The sequence below is a fragment of the Roseimarinus sediminis genome, from assembly GCF_050433125.1.
Lineage (GTDB): Bacteria > Bacteroidota > Bacteroidia > Bacteroidales > Prolixibacteraceae > Roseimarinus > Roseimarinus sediminis.
The window spans coordinates 238,368-261,914 of the sequence record NZ_JBNPXV010000004.1 but is presented as its reverse complement, the minus strand read 5'-3'; the positions used below and the strand labels follow the sequence as shown (position 1 = coordinate 261,914).

Below are 23,547 nucleotides of genomic sequence, written 5' to 3'. Positions count from 1 at the left end.
GCTGCCTGATGAGCAAGCGGGAGCATTTACATGCTGAAATAGCTGATTAAATGAAAATTTGATTTTATAACTGATTGAATACATTCAATAATTCTTCTCTTTTACGTTTCGATACCGGAACACGGCTTTTGTCAGACATAACCAACTCTCCTCCATCGGCTTTATCAAAACGAACAATGCAGTTGACGTTGATGAGGTGAGACTGATGCGAACGAAAAAAATCATAGGGTGCAAGCAAGTCATCAAACTCTTTCAATGTTCTCGACACCAGCAGCTTTCTATTATTACTTAAATAGAATTCAGTATAGTTATGATCGGCAACACAACGAATAATTTCTCCAACTTTTACTATGTGGATACTCTCCTGGGTTTTTAGCACAATCTTTTTTTCTTCTGCCGTATCACTATTCATATTTCGAATGAGCACTTTCAACTTTCGTGTCAGCTCTTCCTGTTCATGTATATTGCGGTATTTATCGATGGCTGATAGTAATTCGTCGATCTGGATGGGTTTAAGGACATAATCAATTGCGCTGAATTTAAATGCCCTAATGGCATAATCGTCGTAAGCAGTAATGAAAATTATTTTTGGCAACTGCTTGCCCAGTTTTTCGATGAGTTGGAAACCATCACCGTCAGGCAGGTTGATATCGAGCAGCACCAGATCGGGTTGGGTCGTTCTGATTAATGCAAGTGCCTCTTTTAAAGTGCCGGCTGTTCCGGCTGTCTGAACATCGGGGCAGAATGATGCTAAAAGCTTTGTGAGGAGCTCCTGTACCGGTTTTTCGTCGTCAATAATCACGGTTTTGATCATGGTGTGCTTACTTAATGATTGTGTAAATATGGAATGCTAAATTCGATCAGGGTACCATGCTGTTCAGGCGAAATATCGTTAAGATTGCTTACTTTGAGCTGGTAACTGCCTTTCATTTTTTTTGAAAGATTCTTCAACCGGGCTTTGGTGGCTTCGATGGCAAAACCCTTATGATGAAGCGCTTTCTGATCGTTATTCTCTTTTATGCCACTTCCGTTATCACTTATAGCAATATGCAGATTTTTGCCCTTCAGCAGGTAGCTGATTTCTATTTTCCCCTCATAATCAATTGATTTAAAGCCATGTTCAATAGCGTTCTCGATAAAGGGCTGGCTCAGCATTGGTGGTATTTTTACCTCATCGGGAACCAGTTGTTCATCAATGATGATGCGACTTGTAAATTTTCCGGGATAGCGTAGTTGCTGCAGTCGGAGATAGTTTTCAATCAATTGTTTTTCGCTCTCCAGATCGATTAATTCCTTCGATGATCCATCAATAATTTGACGCATTAGCGCTGCAAAACCTCCCAGATAATTGATGGCCTCCCTGGCAGAGTGACTCAGTATGTAGTTTTGAATGGCTGTTACCGCATTGAAAATAAAGTGCGGGTTCATTTGCGATCTTAGCAGTTTCTGTTCATTTTCGACTACCTGAAGCTGATCCTCGGCCCTTCGCCGCTTAAATTGAAGGTACATAAACAATAGTACCAGCAAAATAACAGCAACTACCAGATAAAATATAAAACGGTTTCGTTGCAAAATCAGTTTTTGGTTTTCATTTTCAAACAGTAACTGCACATTTTCGGCTTCCTTTTTTTCAGAATCATACTGTGCCCTTATTTCTTCAAGCTGACGGTGTTTTTCGGCACTGAAAACCGAGTCGTTCAGTTCCTTACTTTCCTTTAAAAAATGATAGGCCTTCAGGTAATCGGCTTCGGCAAGCGCAACTTCGGATAAACGTTGATAAATATCAATCATTTTATGTTTCAAGCCAATGCTATCGGCAATTTGCAGACTTCGATCGAAATAGCCAGTTGCGGTTTCCAAGCTGTTTTGCCTTAAGCTGATCACACCCAGATGATAAAAACTTGCGACCAAACCTTCGCGGTCAGCAATTTTTTCCCTTATTTCTTTTGCTTGTAAAAAGTAGATAAGGGCACTGTCCTCTTGGTTTTTTTGAAGAAACAGGCGTCCCAGGCTGGTTAATATCAGTCCCTCTCCCAGTTTATGCTGAATTGAACGGTATTTTACCAGTGCTTCCTGCAAATAGTTTTTAGCCAGCTCCTCTTGTTTCGTTTCAATATACCAGGCGCCAATATTTCCATAAATGGTTGCTTGCTCTTCCGTCGCATTTAATTTTTCAAAATAGGGTAAGGCTTGAAGAAAATATTCAATTGCCTGGTCGAACTGCTCCCATTGCCAGTACAATGCTCCGATGTTGTTCAGCGAATAGGCAATTCCCTTTTCATCTCCAAGCGCTTCTCTGATGCGCAAGGCACGCAGATTGTATTCCATGATATTTTCTTCATCCGACGAAAGGGCTTGTAGCAGCCAGCCAATGTCGCTTAAAGCTTCGGCAATTTTGATCGAATCGTGTGTTCTTTCATAGTAACCTAAGCCTTCGTTCATATTTTGAAGCGAAATATCATAACGTCCCAGATAGCCGTTGGCATAGCCCATTAATTTTAGAGCTGCATATTTTAATGAATCATTTTTTGTTTCATTGGCCACTTGCCAGGCCTGCTCGGCGTAATTGAGCGATTGTGGTGCTGCATTGTAAAGTGTCTGATCGGCTAAACTGATCAGTACAGCAGCCAGCTCATCCCCTTCACTGTTTTGTGCAGCGATCAGCAAACTATCGACAGTGCTGGCTGCATGAAGAAAGCAGGAATAAAAAAGAAACACCAGCATCCCGCTTATTCTTTTCACTATGTTGAAGGACCATTGCATAAGTGCTTAATCATCGTGTTATATCATTTTATTCTAATTCTCAAGCTTTTCAAAAAAACAAATGCACGAATTGGGTACTGTTACAGCACAAATTAGTCCCGGGAGTAGTTATCGGTTAGAACATTGCTAGTCCATTTTAGAAAACATAAAGTTATGTAAACAAACGTGAACAACGATGGTGTCCAGTAATTTATTCTCAGTACAAATAAAAACCTGAAGTACTTTAAAAAGCAGTTGTTTCGCATTCAGAACAGTTTTATATCTTTGCAGCCAAATAAATATGGGACGAGTATTAGCCATCGATTATGGTCGCAAACGTGTTGGAATAGCCGTTACCGATCCACTGCAGATCATTGCAAGTAAACTTACAACGGTCAGGGCACACGATATTTTTGATTTTCTGGATAACTATTTCGCAAAGGAAAAGGTCGATTGTGTTGTGGTTGGATACCCGAAGACGATGCAAAATGAGGCATCGGAGTCGATACGTTACATCAACCCTTTTCTGAAACAGTTTCAAAAAAGATATCCAGGGCTTCAACTGGAGCTGGCTGATGAACGTTTCACTTCAAAAATTGCCTTTCAGACGATGATTGATGCCGGATTGAAAAGGAAGGCAAGGCAGAACAAAGAGACAGTCGATGCTGTTAGTGCAACACTGATTTTGCAATCGTACCTTGAACAACAAAGAAATTTAAATAAGTAAGATGATTTTACCAGTAACTGTTTATGGTGATTCGCTTTTAAGGAAAGTAGCCAAAGCAATTGAAAAGGATGAACCGGGATTGAATGAGTTGATCGCAAACATGTTTGAAACAATGTACAATGCCGATGGAGTCGGATTGGCCGCCCCTCAAATTGGCAGATCGCTACGCTTATTTATCATTGATGCCTCTCCTGCTGCCGACGAGGAACCTGAACTGAAAGACTTTAAAAAAATATTTATCAATCCGGTGATACTTGACAAGCAGGGTACTCCCTGGGAAATGGAGGAAGGATGCCTTAGCCTTCCGAATATCAGGGAAAATGTAACGCGCGAAGAACAGGTCACTATTCGTTATTTCGACGAAAACTGGAACGAGCATACCGAAACCTATGGTGGTTTTGCAGCCCGGGTTATTTTGCATGAATACGATCACCTTGAAGGTAAAATGTTTATCGATTACATTTCGCCTCTGCGGAGAAAATTACTGAAAGGCAAGCTGGCTGCCATTGCCAAGGGCAAAGCAAAAGCACATTATCGGATAGTAAGCCCCAAATAAACACGAAGTTGATCAGACTTACCAATGGCATATTTTTCAATTCTCTTTATAAGGTAAAACGATTTTTATGTAACTTGCCACTGCTATGGCCCCCAACGGCTTCATATCAGGCAAGATGCCCTTTGTTGCTTACACGACTGCTTTAGCAACGGGTGTTGTATTGACGGGGATTGTGCATGATTCCGGCGCTGATCTTTTTATGTTCCTGCTGATCGCGGCCGTACTTTTACTACTCATTGTCAAAAACTTTGGATCGCTATATTCTTCATGGTATGCCAGCATATATCGTTTCGTATTTCTGCTGGTCCTGATTTTTGCCGGTGCCTTTTATAATCAACTGCATCACGAAAAGCTGTTTGATGAAAAACTGCCTGAAAGTGGATTTTATACAGGCAGAATCGAAGAAAAAGACCTGTCGGATGACCAGCGGATAAGGTATCGGCTACAGTTGTTGTCGTTTGGAAAAGATACCATTATCCCACTCGATGAGCGCATCGTGCTTTTTCTTTCCGACAGTTCGATCAACCAACGAAGTAAGCCCGGAGACCTACTCGCCTTTTGGGGCCGGCTCTATCCAATTACAAAGCAAATCAACCCCGGCAGCTTTGATTATCAGCGCTTCATGTACCGACGAGGCATCAGATACCAGGCCTATGTTAAAAAAGCGGACATGCTCCCGCGTAGTAGTCATACCATCAGCACCTACGCTTTAATGCGGCGCAATCACCTGCTGGCGATGTATCGCAATGCTTCGATTGAGGGGCCCTCGTTTGCTGTTCTGGCTGCGCTTACCCTGGGGGAGAAAAGTTCGCTCGATCAGGCAACCAGGACTTCGTTTGCGGCCAGCGGTGCCATGCACGTACTGGCGGTTTCGGGTTTGCATGTAGGAATTATTTACTGGGTTATTACCCTGTTTTTGAAGCCGCTTGAGCGCTTTCGCAAAGGACGTTTGCCGAAATGCCTTATTACCTTGTTGCTGCTATGGTCTTATGCATTCATGGCTGGCTTGTCACCTTCGGTAATGAGGGCTTCTGTAATGTTCTCCTTTGTAGTGATTGGTGAGAACCTGCATCGAAAAACCAATATCTACAATACGCTTGCCTTGTCTGCCTTTGTATTAATATTAATCAATCCGTTGATTATTTACGAAGTTGGTTTTCAGCTGTCCTATGCTGCTGTTACGGCCATCGTTTTCTTTCAGCCTAAAATTGTATCACTTTTTAAGATTAAGCAGGCAGTACTTCGATATTTGTGGGAGTTAAGTGCCGTTTCACTGGCTGCACAAGTTGGAACCTTTGCGCTGTCGATCTATTATTTTCACCAGTTTCCAGTCTATTTCCTTCTTACCAATTTACTGGTTATCCCCCTGGCTGGTGTTATTATTTACAGTGCATTTGCCTTCTTCATTGCTTCAATCGTACCACCTCTACATTTACTATTCGCATTTCTGCTTAAAGTTGAAACAAGCATCATGATTAAAGGAATAGAATGGATTGAGCAATTACCGGCAGCTTTAATCACCAACATTTGGATTGACCAATTCACACTGGTTTCACTATTTCTGCTGATAATTGCCATTGCTTCTGCGATGCAGGGCCGTAGGCTGATTCGCCTGCAGCCTGTATTAATTGCGTCTGTCCTTTTGCTTTTCCTATTGAATGTAAAACTCATAAAACACATGCGGCAATCGATGATCATTGTTTATCAGACCTACGATGGACAGTTGATGAGCCTCATTCATGGCAGAGATCATTTTTATTACTGTGATTCCGATTCAATTAGCAGCTATCAACAAGTACTCCTTGAAAATTCAAGCGGCTATTTCAGCACTTATAAACCGGTATCACTTACTGACAATCAAACAGATCCTGACTTCGCTACTTCGTACAATTCAATTCTTTTTTTTAAGAATATCAGAATTGAAGTAAGCGAAAGCGGGCAGCAAGCGGAAACCGAAGCAGTAGAAAAAGATGCAATCTGGCTGGCTGACGAAGGAAAGGTATTGGTCAAAAATTCTGAAAAAATCAGAATAAGGACCATTAAAAACAGTAACTTAACATCGTCCGTCAAATCTGACAGCATCGGACAAAAACTGTTCGATGTCAACACTTTTGGCGCAATAATTATTGAAGAAAGGCAGGCAATAAAAGCCATATCCTTTTTAAATTGATTAAAAGCGGCAAAAAACAGATTAGATTATTTGGACATTAGTGATCTTTATAATTTACTTTGCCCCGCAGTTTATAAATAGCTGCGATAAAATCAGTTTTGCTGCAATGCAAAAAACAAAGACTTTGACATATGAAAGTAGTTATTGCCGGTGCCGGTGAAGTTGGTACTCATCTTGCCAAGATGTTAAGCAAGGAAAGTCACGACATTGTGTTACTCGATGATGACCAGGAAAAGTTAGAAAGAATTGCCAGTCAGGTTGATTTGCTAACCGTTAATGGTGCTGCTAATTCAATCGACGATCTGAAAGAATGTGGTATTTCAAAAGCCGATCTCTTTATTGCAGTAACTCCTTACGAGTCGCGCAATGTTTTAGCCTGTATACTTGCCAAAGATCTTGGAGCCGGTAAAACACTCGCCCGTATCAACAATGCCGAATACCTGAAAAAAATCAACAAACCCAAATTCAATGCCCTTGGTGTCGACGAACTAATTTATCCCGAAACACTGGCTGCAAAAGAAATAATTGCATCGGTTAAACAACCCGGCGCCAGGGTGATGCATGAATTCTCGGGTGGCAAACTAATGCTCTTTGGAATCAAAATCAGGGAAAATGCGAGCATCGTTAACCAGTCACTTGCCGACATTGCAAAAACTACAAATGGCTTCAGGGCAGTAGCCATCACCCGAAACGAAAATACCATTATTCCCAAGGGAAAGGATTTCATTTTACCCGAAGACATTGTATATTTTGTCACAACCCGTGGTGCGATGCAGGAGCTTTACGACAAGGCGGGGAAACAGCTTTTTGGGGTAAAAAACATCATGTTTATGGGTGGAAGTCGTATTGCCCAGAAAACAGCCGAAAAACTTAAAGATCAGTTCAATATTAAAATTATAGAGCAAAACAAAGAGCGTTGTCAGAAAATTGCCGATCGCTTTAGTAATGTGCTGGTAATTAATGGTGACGGTCGTAACCTTGAATTGCTGAAAGAAGAAGGAATAGAAAAGATGGATGCCTTTGTGGCCGTTACAGGAAACTCTGAAACAAATATTCTTACCTGCCAGCTGGCTAAAAAGATGGGCGTAAAAAGAACAGTCGCCGAAATTGAAAACATCGACTTCATCAGTCTGGCCGAACAGGTGGGAATTGGAAGCGTAATCAATAAAAAATACATTGCAGCCAGTTTCATCTATCGATATTCCATGAATTCTGAAATTTCGAGCATTAAATGCCTCACTGCTACCGAAGCCGAAGCAGTAGAGTTAATTGCCCATGCAGGCTCAAAGGTTACCACACGGCTTATTAAGGACCTTAATTTTCCTGAAAATGCAAACATCGGTGGCATCGTGCGTGATGATAATGGTTTTATTGCAACAGGAGAGACACAAATCAGGGAAGGAGACAAGGTAGTTGTATTTGCCCTGCCCGATGCCATTAAGAAAATTGATACTTTTTTCAAATAGCACATGCTGAACTACAAAATCATACTCCGCTCACTGGGGTTTCTTTTGCTGGGTGAAAGCCTTTTCATGTTATTGTCAATGATCGTTGCCCTCATTTACAAAGAAGGCGATCTGAATGCTTTTATCTATTCGGCCGCTATTACCTTAAGTTGTGGTATCGTGCTGATTTTTTCAACCCGTCATGCTGAAAAAAAAATTGGCAAGCGGGAAGGCTACATCATTGTAAGTACCGTATGGCTTTTCTTTTCACTTTTTGGTAGTTTACCCTATTTGTTCAGTCACGCAATTCCTGAATACCACAATGCTTTTTTTGAAACCATGTCGGGCTTTACCACCACTGGTTCTTCCATACTCGATAATATTGAAGCCTTACCCCATGGCATCCTTTTTTGGCGAAGTCTCACCCAATGGCTTGGAGGCATGGGGATTGTCGTATTATCCCTGGCCATATTGCCCATCTTTGGCATTGGCGGCATGTCGCTTTTTGCTGCTGAATCGCCTGGTATTACTACCGATAAGCTCAATCCAAAAATTAAAGACACGGCTAAAATTCTCTGGAACGTTTATCTTATTTTTACCGTTGCCGAAGCCATACTCCTAACCCTTGGAGGCATGAGTGTTTTTGATGCCATTTGCCATTCGTTCACAACCATGGCAACGGGAGGCTATTCAACCAAACAAGCCAGTATTGCTCACTGGGATTCACCATTTATTCACTATGTGATCACTTTTTTCATGATACTGGCCGGAACCAACTTCTCACTTTCATATTTTGCTTTTACCGGAAAGCCTAAAAAGATGTTTAAAAATGAAGAGTTCAAATTTTATTTACTTTTCATCCTTGTATTCACATTTATTATTGCTGCCGGACTTCTGATCACCAGCAATCTGGGTCTGGAAGAAACTTTCAGAACCTCACTCTTCCAGGTAGTGTCGATTATTACTACTACCGGATATGCCACCGCCGATTATTTGCTTTGGACTCCCTTTTTAACCGCTATCATCCTCTTGCTTTTTTTTACCGGTGGTTCCACCGGATCGACTGGGGGTGGAATCAAAATTATGCGGATTGTATTGCTGCTCAAAAACAGTTATTACGAACTACGCAGACTGATCCATCCCAACGCCATAATTCCGGTACGTTTCAACAAGCGATCGGTTAATCAGCAAATCATCACCAATGTGCTGGCTTTTTTCTTTTTCTACATAGGTGTCTTTTTTATCAGCAGTCTTATTCTTATGGCTTTCGTTCCCGATTTTGAAACCGCCATTGGTGCAGTTGCAACCTCGCTTGGGAACATTGGCCCAGGGTTGGGATCGGTAGGACCCTCGGCTTCATTTTCCCATTTACCGGTAGCAGCAAAATGGTTTCTTTCTTTTCTGATGTTGCTGGGAAGGCTTGAATTGTTTACCATCCTTGTCATTTTCTCACCCGCTTTTTGGAAACGATAAAAAAGAAGCCCTATCTTTAACAGCAAGCAAAATAAAAACCGATGCTGATAAAGCTATACGAAGAAAATCCCGATCAGCGAAGAATTGATCAGGCTGTTGAAACACTCCGCAATGGTGGTGTAATCATCTATCCCACCGATACAGTTTACAGTATCGGCTGCGATATTATGAATCAGAAGGCAGTAGAGCAGGTAGCCCGTTTGAAGGGGATTAAAGTTGAAAAATCGCATTTTTCCTTTGTCAGTTACGATTTAAGTGAATTGTCGGATTATACGCGTCCGATTCCCAACAACATCTTCAAACTGATGCGCCGCAATTTGCCGGGTCCATTTACCTTTATTCTGAATGCCAACAACAACGTTCCGCGCTATTTTAAGGGTAAAAAGAAAACCGTTGGAATCAGAGTTCCCGACAACAACATTGCCCGAACGCTCGTTAAAGAGCTCGGAAACCCAATCTTCGCCACTTCGCTGCATAGTTCCGACAAAATTGAAGCCTTCTTAACCGATCCTGAATTGATACATGAAGAATTTAAAGACCAGGTCGATCTGGTCATCGATGGTGGTTTTGGCGACAACCGGGTATCCACCATCATCGACTGTACTGCCGACGAGCCTGTAATTACCCGACAGGGTAAAGGAGAGCTGCTCTACTAAACAACAACCCGGCAATTTATCATTTGAAACAGGTTTTTCCTATAAAAGATACCCGTGCTTATCGGCTGCTTTTATATCTTTGCACATCTGGTGGATTTGATTGCCTACGGCAGTCAGCCTTAATATGGGAATCCGGTGCTCTTGTGAAAAAGGATAATCCGGAGCTGTACCCGCAGCTGTAAGTCAATTTCCGTAGTTATTTACGGAACAATTGCTGAAAATACCAGGCCACTGTTTGTTGTTACTTTCTGAAAATCGAAGATCAGGTAACAGCAATGGGAAGGCATCAGCAGTATGACGAGCCAGAAGACCTGCCAGTAAAAACATACCAATACGAACTTCGGGAAAAAAGTTTCGTGATTCCGTTAATCGGATTCCAGATGCTCAAAATACCCGGTAAAACACTTACTATGCATCGCAAATTACCGATGATTCTGACTGCCTTGCTCCTGCTTGGCTCAATATTGCAGGCACAAAAACCAGTCAGAATTGTATCACTTGCCCAATCGCTCACAAAAAACCTGTATTACCTCGAAGCCGGCAGTCAGATGGCCGGATGTACCAGTTATTGTAACGAAGCATTAGCCGATGGTGTCGAAGTAGTGGCAACTGCCATCGATGTAAATATTGAAAAAACACTGAGCCTCGAACCCGATCTCATACTGGCTACCATCATCACACCGCCCGAAACCATCGAACTGCTTCAAAAAATGGGAATGAAGGTTGAAGTATTTCCCACACCCGTATCGTTCAACGAAATTTGTGAGCAGTTCATTCATCTGGGAAAACTGGTTGGGAATGAAGCTCTGGCCCGTGAAATTGTTGATGAAACCAGCAAAAAAGTTAGCGAACTCAGTCAAAAACCTGGCAACAGCAATACAAAAATGTTTTTTCAGATTGGAGCACAACCCATCTTTACGGTGGTCGATAATACCTTCATGAGCGATTATTTCAAGCTTACCGGCACCAGCAATATTGCCAGTAATTTAAAACATGGCACCATGACCCGCGAGAGTGTGCTGCTGAGTAATCCTGATGTTATTTTTATTACTTCAATGGGGCTTGTTGCCGATGAAGAGAAAAACACCTGGATGCAGTTCAGCCAGATGAATGCCGTTGTTCATCAAAAAATTTTTGTGATCGATGCTGAAAAGGCCTGTACTCCTACTCCTGTTACCTTTGTTGAAACCCTTGAAGAAATGGTAAAATTGATGCAGCAATGACCATCCAACAAAAATACCTGAAGTGGTCGCTTTTCACACTACTATTGATATTACTGGTGCTGGCGGCGGCATTGATCTCCATTCTTTCAGGAGAATTTGATATTTCCTTAAAAGATCTGCCTCAGATTGTGGCTTCGAAAGAAGGAATCCATTATGCCGTAATTGCCCACATTCGTCTGCCGCGCATGTTGCTTGCCTTTGCCATCGGAGGGGCTTTAAGTCTTACCGGAGCCATTTTGCAGGGCATCTACCGTAATCCATTGGTCGAACCCTACACCCTTGGAATTTCGGGAGGAGCTGCGCTGGGTGTGGCATTGGTCATTGTTCTGGGACTGCAATACAGCATCGGCACCTTCATGCTTCCTCTGGCCGGCTTTAGCGCTTCGGTGCTTTCAATTTTTGCTGTTTACTTTTTAAGTATTCGCCGGGGTGCCATTGACATTAACAGAATGCTGCTCATTGGCGTAATGGTGAGTTTTGTAGCATCGTCATCGATGATGTTCCTCATGTCGATCAGCACCAGCGACAATCTCCAGAACATTGTATTCTGGATGATGGGCTCACTCGAAGAGTCGAATACCTTCCTCATAAAGGCCATGGTTTGGGCTTCGCTTTCAGGTTTGCTAATCAGCTACTTTTTTGCCCGGCCATTGAATGCCTTGCGACTTGGCCAGGAAAAAGCCAGGCACCTGGGAATTCACACCACCGTAAGCATCCGGATCCTTTTTGTGGTGGCCTCGCTCCTAACCGGCATCTGTGTGGCTGTTGCCGGAATTATAGGCTTTGTCGGACTGGTCATTCCGCATCTGATCAGAATGATCATTGGTTCCGACTATCGCATCCTGCTGATAGGTTCATTTTTAGGCGGAAGTTTGTTCTTAATGATCAGTGACATTATTGCGCGAACCATTATTGCTCCCAACGAACTCCCGATTGGTGTGATCACCGGAATGGCAGGCGGACTTGTGTTTATCACCATACTGGCAAGGGCCGGATTAAAAAACAAATTGAATCACTTATGAGTGCCTATCTGAAACTGAACCAGCTCGTATGCGGTTACGAGAAATTCAATCTGAAAACCATCAGCTTTGAATTGCAGCGTGGTGTTTTTGCAGGGATTATCGGGCCCAACGGATCGGGCAAAACCACGCTCTTCAGGGCGCTTACCGGCGATCTGAAAATAAAAGAAGGGGAATTAACCCTAAAGGGAAAACAACTGTCGCAAATGCCAATCCGTGAAAGAGCAAGACAGGTGGCCGTGGTTTCACAGTTTACCGAACAAACCGATATTAGTGTTTATGACTATGTGATGATGGGACGTCTTCCCTATCGAAGCAATTTTCAGTTCTTCGAAACTCAAAACGACATCGCCATTGCCGAAAAATACATGCAATTAACCCATGTCGATCGCCTGAAAGACAAATCGATGATGGAGCTCAGCGGCGGAGAACAGCAACTGGCAGCCATTGCCCGTGCCCTTACCCAGGAGCCTGATTTGCTCCTGCTCGACGAACCCACCTCTCACCTGGATATTACGCACCAGGTACAGATACTCAACCTGATTCAGCGCCTGAACAAAGAACTCGGATTAAGCGTACTCATTATCATCCACGATCTGAATCTTGCCGGAGAATACTGTGATTACCTGCTTATGATGAAAGATGGTCAGTTACGGGCTAAAGGACGGCCTGCCGAAGTGCTGAATTACCAGATCATCGAAGACGTTTACGATACCGTGGTAATTACACGCGAAAATCCGGTGTCGAAAAAGCCCGTTGTTTTTCTGGTTTCCGACCGGATGATGAAGAACGTCGATCGACAGGATGCACGCTAGCCTACAAAAATAAAATGCAGTAGCTTGTTTTTCAGGAACATACAATTAAGACAGCCGATCTTTCAACATTTTATTAACTCCGGGTCAATCATCATCTTTTCTTTCTATCTTTGTCGTGATTTTGGTTCTGGTCTGATACTTCTCAGATTGGATTAAAATGGGAATCCGGTTAGAATCCGGAGCTGTACCCGCAGCTGTAAGCCTGTATCCCGTATTATAAACGGGAAGCTTTTCGAATCAAGCTGCCACTCTTCAACATTGCAAGAGCAATAAAGAAGGGGAAGGCCTCGAAAAGTAAGGTGAGCCAGAAGACCTGCCAGATGCTTATTTGTTAACCTTAGCTTCGGGACTAAAGCTGGTGAAAACTATCGAATAATTTTCACAACGCCCCTAGCTCATTTTTTATAAAGAATGAGACTTTTTATTTACACATTGATCACTGTTTTACTGACAGTTGATGCACTGGCCGAAGAACCGGTTCCATCGGTAAGCGACACCATCCATCTGGATGAGATTACTCTGTACAGCGATTACAGGAAATACCAGCCTGGTGCCAAATTTGATCAGATTTCAAAAGTACAGATTGAAAGCACCCAGGAAAGCAACATCGACCAACTGCTGATGCGGCTTACACCTGTGTATCTGAAAAGTACGGCCGGCGGCCTGTCGACCATTCGCATACGCGGCACATCTCCCAATCATACCTCGGTAAATTTTGGTGGAATCAATATTAACTCGCTTACGCTGGGACAATCCAACTTATCCTCCATCTCGTCCTTTCTTTTCGACCAGCTCGAAATACAGATGGGCAGCTCATCGACGCTGAACGGCTCAGGATCGATCGGAGGAGCCATTTACCTGGGGCAGCAAAACAAATGGACCGACGGTTTTGGGCTTGATATGAAAAACATCACCGGCTCCTTTGGCGAAAAATTGTACGGTGCAAAACTCTTTCTGGGGAACGGAAAGCTGGAATCGGTAAGCAAACTATACTCCTACCGCAAAGAAAATGACTTTCCCTTTCTGAACCCTTACACCGGTGATGTTGAAAACCGGGAGCCTTTCGAGGATATTCAAAAGGGAGCAAAGATTAATAATATGGGACTCATGCAGGAAATCAACTACCAGTTTACACCCAATGAATACTTCAAGTCGACTTTCTGGCTAGAAAAAAACTGGTATGAAATTCAACCCAATATGAAAAACAATCTGGATGATGCACCATCAGATGCCATGTTAAGCGAGCACATCAGAATTTGGACCAGTTATAAAAACGAGAACAACAAAATTGCCTACACCATTGGTTCAGGGTATGTTCATGATTTTCAGGAATACGACAGCATTGATGCGCAACAAATTATTACCGACCGTTTCATTGTTGAAGCCAGTGCCAAACAAAATATCAACCACAAACTGGAATACAAGGCCGGCCTGAAATACAAGTACATTGTTCCCGATGTTTATGCCTTTTCGGCTAACAACATCAAACAGGAACAGCACCTCGATTTTTATTCTTCCTTCTTCTATCAACCCATCAGGGTTTTAAAAACAACCATCAACTTAAGGCAGATGTTTGTGAGCAATTTTAAAGTACCATTTACTCCGTCGTTGGGAGCTGAATATACGCTGATTTCGAGTGACTCACGCATGTTGCAGTTCAGTGCAGCCCTTGCCAGAAGTCATCGCATCCCCACCCTGAACGACCGTTTCTGGGCCGACCAGGGAAATCCTGATCTTTTGCCGGAAGAAGGAATCAGCATCGAAGCCGGAATAAAATACCATCATTCCAATGGAGAAAATCATTCAACCTTCACATGGAATGCCTTTTACATGGACATAAACAACTGGATTGAATGGAGAAATTTTGGTGTTTGGCAGGCCCAAAATGTACAGCGCGTTATCAGCAAAGGAATTGAAATACATGGAGCAAGCCATTATCAACTGGGTGATTTCCATACCGATTTCAACCTGAATTACACCCTGAACCCCACCCGGGCTGCAGAAAGCATCATTGAAGGTGCTACCATCAATCATCAGTTGATTTACAACCCGATGCACATGGCCAATTTCTATTACGCATTAAAATACCATTCCCTCTCGGCCAACATCGATGGTACTTTTACAGGAAGCCGTTACACCAATTACGTCGGATCTAAACTACCGGCTTATTTTTTAACAAATTGCGGACTTGCACTTAAAAATGAATACAGGCAGCAAAGCTTCACCGTCTCATTTACCGTTCACAATCTGTTTAATGTGAGCTATCAGAATGAAAAGTACTATGCCATGCCCGGCCGGAGTTTCAGGCTTGGCTTATCCATTTCGTTACATTCAAATAACCCTTAATATTCAATTCATTATGAAAAATCTTTTTTATTACCTTGCCCTCTTTGTGGCTGTTAGTGTGCTGTTTCCTTCGTGTAACGAAGATGATCCGGATCTGTTCCCAAGCGAAAAAATCAAGGGAGCTTACATTATCAATTATGGAAACTACAACCACGAAGGCTCCAGTATCACAAAGTACAACTACGAAAGCGGTGAGCTGATCAACAATTATTACCAGCAACAAAACGATCTCGAACTGGTATCGAGTGTTCAGTATGCACTTACTTACAAGGATAGTATTTATATGATTGGCAATGTTAAAGACCAGCTGATAACTGTAAATCCACTATTTCAGCAGCACCTGAACGGAGTGACCGACGGGATCGCCAATCCGCGCTATGCCGTTGCCGATGGCGATTATCTCTACATTTCGTGTTTGGGTGAAACACCCGATTGGAGTAAAATGCCCGATTCGTACATTGCAAAGTTTAACATCAAAACCAACAAGGTTGAAGAAACAATTCCTTTGCCTGGCGGTCCCGAAGGCATGGAGATTGCCAATGGAAAAGTCTTTGTTGCAATGAATTACATCGACAGCATTGCCGTAATCAGCACTGCCGACAAAGCAATTGAATACATTGCAACCCCGGCTGTCTCCTCCTACTTTGTAAAAGATGCTGACAATAATTTGTATGTAACCCTTTTGAGCACTTGGACCGACCCCTCGGAACAAACCGGACTCGGCTACATCAACACCAGCACCAACGAACTTGAGAATATTTACCCGCTCGAAGGCATCTCAACCAGCTACAGCCAGGTTATTTCGATCAACAACGATGCTTCTCACATTTATGTGTTGCAGGCCTCATGGGGTCAAAGCGGAGTTGTTTATAATTTCGATGTCGCCTCAAAAGAATTTAACAGCTTTGCCGAAAACCTGACCGGTGCCAATGCGGTTGTCAGCAATCCTGTTAACAACGACATCTACATTCTTACTTCACCCGGTACAAGCGAAGCAGGTATAGTGAAAATTTATAATGAAAACGGAAGCTTTGTGAAAGACCTGATTTGTGGCATCAATCCCTACTGGGTACTTTTTCAGGAATAAGGGCTATTACCGTTTTATAATTTTTGTGCATAGTAATCATTATTCAATTTAAATAATCCCCTTTGAAAAAAAGAGAGCATTACCACCCCGATCTCTGCCATAAGTTTTGGAAGTGTAATGCTCTTCTTTTTAGATTAAAATTATTCAGTTTCCTTACCCTGCTCCTGTCTGTTACTGCTTCACTGTATTCATGCTGCTGCCCGTACTGCAAGCTGCAATCAGCTCGTAAATAGCAACATAACAGCTTGTCTTTTTTGGGTGAATGCTGTCAGAAAAAGTCTTCACCCAAGGCTTAATCGAAAACAGGGCATTGAATGTCGGTTTTTTTATATTATAAGGAAGCCAAATCGTGTAATTTTGATGCTTCATAGTTAAAAACATTTTACATGAGCAGGACGAAAAAATGGCAATTTGCAGCATTGATGGCAATTTTGTTTTTTGGCATAAGCACATTCTTTTTATTGAATAATACAAAGGAAGATTTTGAAGCCGAAAACGAAGAACGTCCCGACGATCCGGTGTTATCGGGTGAGGAAAAAGCCATGTTTCTCGATTACGTTTTGAGCCGTCAGGATGATCCTCAGTTGAAATCGCAAGCTGCCGATGATGGAAAAAGCACCTACGCCAATGGCCGGGTCAGTGGAACCTGGAAACAAAAAGAACTGCTAACAGGCTGGCATGGTTATCGAGTCGACAACTCGGCCTACGATTCACTGCAAAATGTTTTTTATGTGGTTAGTTATGCCGGTCATTTGTACCGCTTAGACTATGCCCATGAGGTAAAATGGACCCTGCTCAACCACAAAATTCAGCTTAATCCTCCCGACAATGGTTCAGCCAATCCTATTTTTGCCGGACTACATCTTCCCGATTCTACCTTTAGATTGATACGCAGCCACGATGAAGCCAATCGCATGGAGTATTCCGACGATGAAGGCCGAAACTGGGAAATAGCCACCGGAGCCAAAGTAAGCCGCAGCTGGTCAAATCAGGCTTATGTGATCAACAAAGGCAACGAAAAGCAAGTTATTCTTCATACCTACGATGCCAATTATCATCACCTTTATGTTTCGGATGATTATGGCAAAAGTTATAAGAAATCGGTGCTCTCCTTCCCCATTGCTACCTACGACGTACGCATTATCAAACCCTACAGACGCGATGAAGTGTTTATGTGGGTGTGGGGAAAAAACACTAAAAAGATCGATATTTATGAATATGCTGCCGAAGCAGGTGATTTCAATAAAACAGGCAGCTCTTCGTCGACAGTGGCCGGAACCAATTTATCGAATGTTGCCGGAAGCTGGATAGATGGAAACTATCATTTCTACCTTTCAACAATCAACCCCGATTATACTGTTTATTATTCGAACGATAAGGGGCAAACATGGGTTCAAAAGAACAGTGGACGCGACCGGCCTTTCGAAATAATGGGAAGCGACAAGCCCAATGTACTTATCAGCGGATTTGAGGACATGAAACTGTCGACCAACTATGGAGCCAGCTGGACCGGCTTCGATCATAAGTTGGGCTGGGACTTGCAGCATATGCGCAGCTATCCCACGAAAGACGGAAGTTTCATTACATTGGCCGGCCTCGATTTTGGCTGTTACATTTCAAAAACTCCCGAAGATAAAAATTCGTACACCTGGTGCAACAATGGTGCCTCGTATGCCATGCATTACGATGCCATTAGCAGTGAAAACTTTTCTTCGATGTACCTTGCCAACCAGGATCGGGGAACTACAGCCTATATCGATTCGGCCAATACGGTCAATACAAAAGACATTGATGGCACCGATGTATTGCGCGTTGCCCTGGCCAATCACGAAACATCGGTTTGGAGCTGGTTTTACTATGGCCGCATCAAGCACCGCTTTAATTTCGCCGGTGGTAAGTCGGGAGAAGCGGTTTACGACGGACTGGGCAACTGGTGGGCTGCACCGATCATTGCATCGCCCAACCCTGCCGAAGATGCCATCTATGCTGCTTATGGAAACAACTTGCAGATTTTTAGCTACGATGCTGCTTCCAACTCCATTAGCAAAACATCGCACCCCTTCGACTTTAAAGCCAAATTTGGCGGTGAACTGGGTGGATTTTCCTATTCTGAACTGAACCGCAAGCTCTGGTATGCCACGCTTACTAACGGTCTCTTCTTTTATTCGAAGGATGCAGGTCAAACCTGGACCAAATCGGCTTACATTGGCTTAACCCCCAAAGCCAACGATCAGAGCTATAACTATCATAAAAACCAAATTGTAATCAAGGCATCCGAAATCGATACCAACAAGGTGTACTATGCAGGAGTCGGAAACTATTTGCTGATTTCGGAAAACGCCGGAAAAACTTTTACAATTAAAAACAAAGGGCTTAAAATCTACCGAATTCGCGACATTGCTTTGTCGCCCGACGAAAAATTTATTTTTGCAGCCTGTGGATACGGTGGTGCATGGGTCTTCTCAGTCGAAAATGATCAGTGGTATCAAATGAACGACAATCCCATCCCAAGTGTCGACTTTACCGATGTGCAGTTCATTAAAAAGAAAAATTGCGTACGTTTTGCTACCTATGGCAGCGGAATTCATGACTTCTATATCGATCAGCAGTTCAATCCGCTTAGCTCCCCCGACGGACTGAGCTTATCGTTAAATAACAACAACCATGTTGTCCTTAAGTGGAACAATCCTGCAGGCGATCATCAGGGATTTTATGTCGAAAGAGCCAGCGATGTTGATTTTGTTCGAATTGCAAGCCTTGCAGCCGGCGAAACTTCTTTTACCGACACCGACGTAAAATACAGCCAAACCTGCTATTATCGAGTGAAAGCTTTCAGTGATGAAACGCTCTCCTTTGCATCCAATCTGGTTTATGTGACCCTTCCTGAAGAAGGAATGCTAAATCCGACAAACTGGAGCATTGTTGATTTTAGCAGCGAAGAAGTGAACGGTGAGCATGCTCCTGCACGTTATGCCATCGATAACAATACGGCTACTTTCTGGCATACCGAATGGCAGAATAACAAACCCGGTCATCCGCATTACCTGAGCATCGATCTGGGAAGTGAAAGCTCCGTGGCCGGATTCAGGTACCTGCCCCGTCAGGACGGAAACACCAACGGACAGGTGGCTGCCTACGAGATGCATGTATCGAACGATTACAACAGCTGGGGAAATCCGGTTGCCAAAGGTACTTTACCTTCAGGCGCAGGCTGGAAAGAAGTAATTTTTGACCAGTTGGCAACAGGACGCTACGTTAAATTTACCGCGCTTAGCGAAATAAACGGAAGTATTTATACCAGCATGGCCGAACTGGCTTTGCTCAACCAGGTTCCGCTTCCCGAAAAGCCAATCGGGGTAAGTGCCAGCAGCTTGAACGACTCTACCATCATGTTGCGCTGGACCGATAATTCGGACAATGAATCAGGCTTTATCATAGAGCAACAGATCGATGATATCTTTGTAAGCATCGATACGATTCAAAGAAATAAAACGGGCTACATCCATACCGGCCTGGCCGATTCAAGCACTTACACCTACCGTGTAAGAGCTTATAATCAGGGCGGAGCAAGCGAGCCCAGCGAGATCGTCGAAGCGACCACCCCATTGAAAGTAGGTGTCGGCGAGCAGGAATTCAACTGGAATCTTTATCCCAACCCGTTCACTGACCATTTCACGTTACAACTACCAGGAAATAAGGAAAATCTAAGTCTGAATGTAAGTGATCAGAATGGACGGATTGTTATTTCACAAAAACTGTCAGAAATGCAAGGCCAGGTTCGTATCGAAACCCAGGAGCTCCCGGCAGGACTGTATATTGTGGAAATAAGCGGTGAAAAGCTTCACTTCTCAAGGAAAATAATCAAAAAGTAATACTTTCTAAGCTAATAAAACCAGGCTTCTGACTACAGGAGCCTGGTTTTTTATGAAAAAGAAGCAAACTTATTTTGAATTGGAGTTCACCTGATAGTTATGCAGAATTTACACAAGTGCTCGAACAGCAACTGAATTACATCTGGGAATAATTGGGAGACTGATGTTCTACATTTAATAATTCATTCATTGAATTGTCCGATTTTGAAATTGATCGATTACACTTACCACCTCTTCGAATTGCTTGGTTTGCATTAGTTGATGCCTTAATACCGAGGCATCCTGAAAACCGGAAATGTATATTTTGAAAAAGCGTTTCAGAATATTGAAGTTCTTTGTTCCACCCCAGGTTTCATGATACAGTTTGGTGTGTTGAAGCAAAAGGTCGATACGCTCAGATTCCGAACGTTGTTCAAGGTCGTTGTTGGCAAAAAACCATGGATTGGAGAAAATACCACGACCAATCATCACCCCGTCGAGACCATATTTGCTGGTCTTTTCAAGTCCTTCGCTGTAGCTCATCACGTCGCCATTTCCCAAAAACGATATTTCCGGATCGACCTGTTTTGCTATTCTGGCCCCCAGTGCAATCTGATTCCAGTCGGCCTGTCCATCCGACTGTTGTTTCTGAGTACGACCATGAAGAATAATGGCGGCAGGATGGGTTGTTGCCAAAGCTCCAATCCATTCTTCGCTTACCGGCTTGCCAAGGCCAATGCGGGTTTTCACACTTACGGGTAATGAGCTGGCTTCCTTGCTGGCCAACATTATTTCCTGTGCCAGTTTCGGTGTTCCAATCAAGGCAGAGCAACAACCATTTTTGACCACATTCCGAACCGGACAGCCCATGTTTATATCGATGCCATCGAATTCTCCACTATCCGAAATCTCTTTTACAATTTTGTTAAATATTTCGGGATCCTTGCCCCATACCTGAGCTACCAGTTTGATATTCAGCTTTCGAAGCAAGTGTTTTTCCGAATCATTGACAATCAGACGCTCACCCACTCTTTCACGTCCAACAGGATGATTCATCCCGTCGACATTGGTAAATTCGGTATAAATTACATGCAGGCGCCCGGGATCACTAACACGCATCACAATTTCGCGAAAAACGGTATCGGTAACATCTTCCATGGGAGCCAGCGCAAAAAGCGGGGCCTTCATTTCCTTCCAGAAATTCGACATTTACTTTTAAATTACTCAGTTTGCATTCTCATTAAGCGAGCGCTCGTGTGCTAAAGGCTCATGCTCTGTTTTTCTGATCTTTTGAAGATCGGGGCGCAGACGACTGCGGAAGATTTTTGAACCGGAATACTGCTCATGCATTTTCTTACGATATACCAAACGAACTTCTTCGCTTGAATTTTTGATGGTCACACATGCTTCCGAACAACAGCCCTCGTATTCTATTGAGCACCGTTCGCACTGGATGAACAACAGGTGGCAATCGTCGTTATTACAATTGGTATGAGTATCAGCAGGAGCCCCGCACTGATGACAACGCGCAATCACGTCTTCACTGATTCGCTCTCCCAACCGCTCATCGAAAACAAAATTTTTGCCTATGAAATTCGACTTTAAACCAGCTTTCTTAATCTGTTGGGCATATTCAATGATCCCCCCATGTAACTGGTTCACATCGCTGAATCCTTTTTCACGAAGATAGGCGCTGGCCTTCTCGCAGCGAATTCCTCCCGTACAATAAAGCAGAATTTTATGATCTTTTTTTGTTTCCAGTTCCTTTTCTACCAATCGAATCTCCTCCCTGAAAGTGTCGGCATCGGGACATAGCGCCCCCTTAAAATGCCCTACTTCGCTTTCATAATGGTTGCGCATGTCCACCACAATGGCTTTGCCTTCATCTACCAGGCGATGAAAATCGAAGGCATCGAGGTGTTTTCCTACATTGGTAACATCGTATTCTTCGTCCATCAGTCCGTCGGCAACCAGTTTTGGGCGTACCTTGATGGTTAGCTTATAGAACGATTTTCCATCGTCTTCGATGGCTGTTTTAATGGGAATATCTCTGAATATTTCCCAATTGTTCAGGGAGGAAAGATAAAGCTCCCAATTTTGCTCCGGAACACTCATTTGGGCATTGATTCCTTCGCGTGCCACATAGATGCGGCCAAAACAGTTCAGCTCATCCCAGGCTTTGTATATTTCATCCCTGAATTGCCGGGGATCATCGAGATAAAAATAACGGTACAACGAGATGGTTTTCCGCTTAAAAGTTTCATCCATTAAGCGCTTTTTCAAATCTTCTTTACTGATACGGTTGTATAAAAACATGTTGAGAAATTACCAGGTTTTAAAATGCTATAAACAGTAAAAGGCGCCTTTGGTTGAATCAAAAACAAGAAAAAGCAGGCAGTTTATTGCCTCTTGCTTAAAATCAAATTACTTTTTATTGCCCACTATGTTTTCTTGAAAGTGTTGCTTATTTTTACACTTCACCTAACTGATCAATACCATGTTTTATCGAATTTGTTTGTTTGTAATTCTTTTGTCGCTTATACTGCCGGCTTCGTTTGCTCAAAAAATTCATTTGAAAAAACAGGATGGAGGATATTGGGTTTATGAAAACCAACGAAAAATCTTCTTTTTCCAACGCGAAATAAACGACTCACTTGCCAACTATTCACGCAATAATTATTTTCACCCGGTTTATGACCTGAAAGGCCGGATCATTACTGAAGATTTCCCGGCCGATCATCCTCATCATCGCGGGATTTTTTGGGCCTGGCATCAGATTCTGATTGATGGCAAGAAAATATGCGATGGCTGGGACATCGACAACTTTAGCCAGCAAATCGATCAGCTTGAGTTCAATATGAATGGCAGCAACGGTGTTTTCAGTTATTCTTCATTTTGGTATACCCTAAGTGCACCCGATGATCCCATCATGCGTGAACATACAAAAGTTGAAATTCATCCTAGGGAAGGCAGGTATCAACGGCTCGATTTCACCATAGCGCTCAGTGCTCTGGAAAACAATCTACTGCTGGGAGGCTCCGACGATGCCAAGGGTTATGGTGGCTTTTCACTGCGCATAAAAACTGACGAACTCACCCGGTTTACTGCTTTTAACGATGAGGCAGTCAGTCCGCAAACCAATGCGCTTGATGCCGGTCGCTGGATCAACATCGTGAATCCAGTCATGAAAAACGGAATAACCATTATTGTCCATCCCGCTCATCCCGATGATGCTCAATGGATTTTACGACAGACGGGAAGCATGCAAAACTGTGCCTGGCCCGGACGCACACCGGTTGAAATCGCCGTTAACGAAGCAACGGTCTTGCGTTATTCATTATTAATTCACAACGGGAAGCTGAAGCACAAACACATTCAGCGAATAATGAGTGATGTTCTTCAATAATTAAACAAATTGCTTGTATTTTCATTTCTTA

18 protein-coding genes and 2 riboswitches are annotated in these 23,547 nt (G+C 43.1%); of the genes, 13 read left to right on the top strand and 5 right to left on the bottom strand.

Features of this window, described 5'->3' with window-relative positions:
- Nucleotides 1-64 precede the first annotated feature (64 nt).
- Nucleotides 65-814, bottom strand: coding sequence for a LytR/AlgR family response regulator transcription factor (locus tag FHS86_RS07355; protein WP_429412342.1), 750 nt, complete (start codon nucleotides 812-814; stop codon nucleotides 65-67).
- 11 nt (nucleotides 815-825) lie between these two features.
- Nucleotides 826-2,742: a tetratricopeptide repeat-containing sensor histidine kinase gene (locus FHS86_RS07350; protein ID WP_429412341.1), complete on the bottom strand. Its 1,917-nt coding sequence runs from the start codon at nucleotides 2,740-2,742 to the stop codon at nucleotides 826-828.
- Nucleotides 2,743-3,043: 301 nt separating this feature from the next.
- Here FHS86_RS07350 and ruvX point away from each other — a divergent pair, with 301 nt between their 5' ends.
- The 11 genes from ruvX (at nucleotide 3,044) to FHS86_RS07295 (ending at nucleotide 16,259) form a co-directional block, all read left to right on the top strand.
- Nucleotides 3,044-3,469, top strand: coding sequence for a Holliday junction resolvase RuvX (ruvX, locus tag FHS86_RS07345; protein WP_429412340.1), 426 nt, complete (start codon nucleotides 3,044-3,046; stop codon nucleotides 3,467-3,469).
- Nucleotide 3,470: 1 nt separating this feature from the next.
- Nucleotides 3,471-4,025, top strand: a complete 555-nt coding sequence (def, locus tag FHS86_RS07340; protein ID WP_429412339.1) for a peptide deformylase — start codon at nucleotides 3,471-3,473, stop codon at nucleotides 4,023-4,025.
- Between the two features lie 115 nt (nucleotides 4,026-4,140).
- Nucleotides 4,141-6,195, top strand: coding sequence for a ComEC/Rec2 family competence protein (locus FHS86_RS07335; RefSeq protein ID WP_429412338.1), 2,055 nt, complete (start codon nucleotides 4,141-4,143; stop codon nucleotides 6,193-6,195).
- A 131-nt stretch (nucleotides 6,196-6,326) separates the two neighbouring features.
- Nucleotides 6,327-7,661 carry a Trk system potassium transporter TrkA gene (trkA, locus tag FHS86_RS07330; RefSeq protein WP_429412337.1) on the top strand — a complete coding sequence of 445 codons (1,335 nt, stop codon included), beginning with the start codon at nucleotides 6,327-6,329 and terminating at the stop codon, nucleotides 7,659-7,661.
- Nucleotides 7,662-7,664: 3 nt separating this feature from the next.
- Nucleotides 7,665-9,113, top strand: a complete 1,449-nt coding sequence (locus FHS86_RS07325; protein ID WP_429412336.1) for a TrkH family potassium uptake protein — start codon at nucleotides 7,665-7,667, stop codon at nucleotides 9,111-9,113.
- A 41-nt stretch (nucleotides 9,114-9,154) separates the two neighbouring features.
- Nucleotides 9,155-9,769 carry an L-threonylcarbamoyladenylate synthase gene (locus tag FHS86_RS07320; RefSeq protein ID WP_429412335.1) on the top strand — a complete coding sequence of 205 codons (615 nt, stop codon included), beginning with the start codon at nucleotides 9,155-9,157 and terminating at the stop codon, nucleotides 9,767-9,769.
- 71 nt (nucleotides 9,770-9,840) lie between these two features.
- Nucleotides 9,841-10,102: riboswitch (cobalamin riboswitch) on the top strand.
- 77 nt (nucleotides 10,103-10,179) lie between these two features.
- Nucleotides 10,180-10,992 carry an ABC transporter substrate-binding protein gene (locus tag FHS86_RS07315; protein ID WP_429412334.1) on the top strand — a complete coding sequence of 271 codons (813 nt, stop codon included), beginning with the start codon at nucleotides 10,180-10,182 and terminating at the stop codon, nucleotides 10,990-10,992.
- Nucleotides 10,989-12,014, top strand: coding sequence for a FecCD family ABC transporter permease (locus FHS86_RS07310; protein ID WP_429412333.1), 1,026 nt, complete (start codon nucleotides 10,989-10,991; stop codon nucleotides 12,012-12,014). Before FHS86_RS07315 ends, FHS86_RS07310 begins: the two co-directional genes overlap by 4 nt.
- Nucleotides 12,011-12,826, top strand: a complete 816-nt coding sequence (locus FHS86_RS07305; RefSeq protein WP_429412332.1) for an ABC transporter ATP-binding protein — start codon at nucleotides 12,011-12,013, stop codon at nucleotides 12,824-12,826. Before FHS86_RS07310 ends, FHS86_RS07305 begins: the two co-directional genes overlap by 4 nt.
- Nucleotides 12,827-12,931: 105 nt before the next feature.
- A riboswitch (cobalamin riboswitch) is annotated at nucleotides 12,932-13,161 on the top strand.
- 76 nt (nucleotides 13,162-13,237) lie between these two features.
- Nucleotides 13,238-15,172 carry a TonB-dependent receptor gene (locus tag FHS86_RS07300; RefSeq protein WP_429412331.1) on the top strand — a complete coding sequence of 645 codons (1,935 nt, stop codon included), beginning with the start codon at nucleotides 13,238-13,240 and terminating at the stop codon, nucleotides 15,170-15,172.
- Nucleotides 15,173-15,185: 13 nt separating this feature from the next.
- The gene (locus tag FHS86_RS07295) at nucleotides 15,186-16,259 is read left to right on the top strand and encodes a DUF5074 domain-containing protein (RefSeq protein WP_429412330.1); all 1,074 of its coding nucleotides are present in this window, start codon (nucleotides 15,186-15,188) and stop codon (nucleotides 16,257-16,259) included.
- A 171-nt stretch (nucleotides 16,260-16,430) separates the two neighbouring features.
- Here FHS86_RS07295 and FHS86_RS07290 read toward each other — a convergent pair whose 3' ends face one another.
- Nucleotides 16,431-16,628, bottom strand: a complete 198-nt coding sequence (locus FHS86_RS07290; protein WP_429412329.1) for a hypothetical protein — start codon at nucleotides 16,626-16,628, stop codon at nucleotides 16,431-16,433.
- A 17-nt stretch (nucleotides 16,629-16,645) separates the two neighbouring features.
- On the opposite strand from FHS86_RS07290, the gene FHS86_RS07285 reads away from it, so the two are divergent.
- On the top strand, nucleotides 16,646-20,131 hold the full coding sequence (locus FHS86_RS07285; RefSeq protein ID WP_429412328.1) for a discoidin domain-containing protein: 3,486 nt from the start codon (nucleotides 16,646-16,648) through the stop codon (nucleotides 20,129-20,131).
- A 186-nt stretch (nucleotides 20,132-20,317) separates the two neighbouring features.
- On the opposite strand, the gene FHS86_RS07280 is transcribed toward FHS86_RS07285, so the two are convergent.
- Nucleotides 20,318-21,319: a tRNA dihydrouridine synthase gene (locus tag FHS86_RS07280; protein WP_429412327.1), complete on the bottom strand. Its 1,002-nt coding sequence runs from the start codon at nucleotides 21,317-21,319 to the stop codon at nucleotides 20,318-20,320.
- A gap of 15 nt (nucleotides 21,320-21,334) precedes the next feature.
- Nucleotides 21,335-22,378: an oxygen-dependent tRNA uridine(34) hydroxylase TrhO gene (gene trhO, locus FHS86_RS07275; RefSeq protein ID WP_459112893.1), complete on the bottom strand. Its 1,044-nt coding sequence runs from the start codon at nucleotides 22,376-22,378 to the stop codon at nucleotides 21,335-21,337.
- Between the two features lie 229 nt (nucleotides 22,379-22,607).
- Between trhO and FHS86_RS07270 the strand changes: the two genes are divergently transcribed.
- Nucleotides 22,608-23,516 (top strand): DUF6807 family protein, encoded by a 909-nt coding sequence (locus FHS86_RS07270; protein WP_429412324.1) that lies wholly within the window; start codon nucleotides 22,608-22,610, stop codon nucleotides 23,514-23,516.
- Nucleotides 23,517-23,547 lie beyond the last annotated feature (31 nt).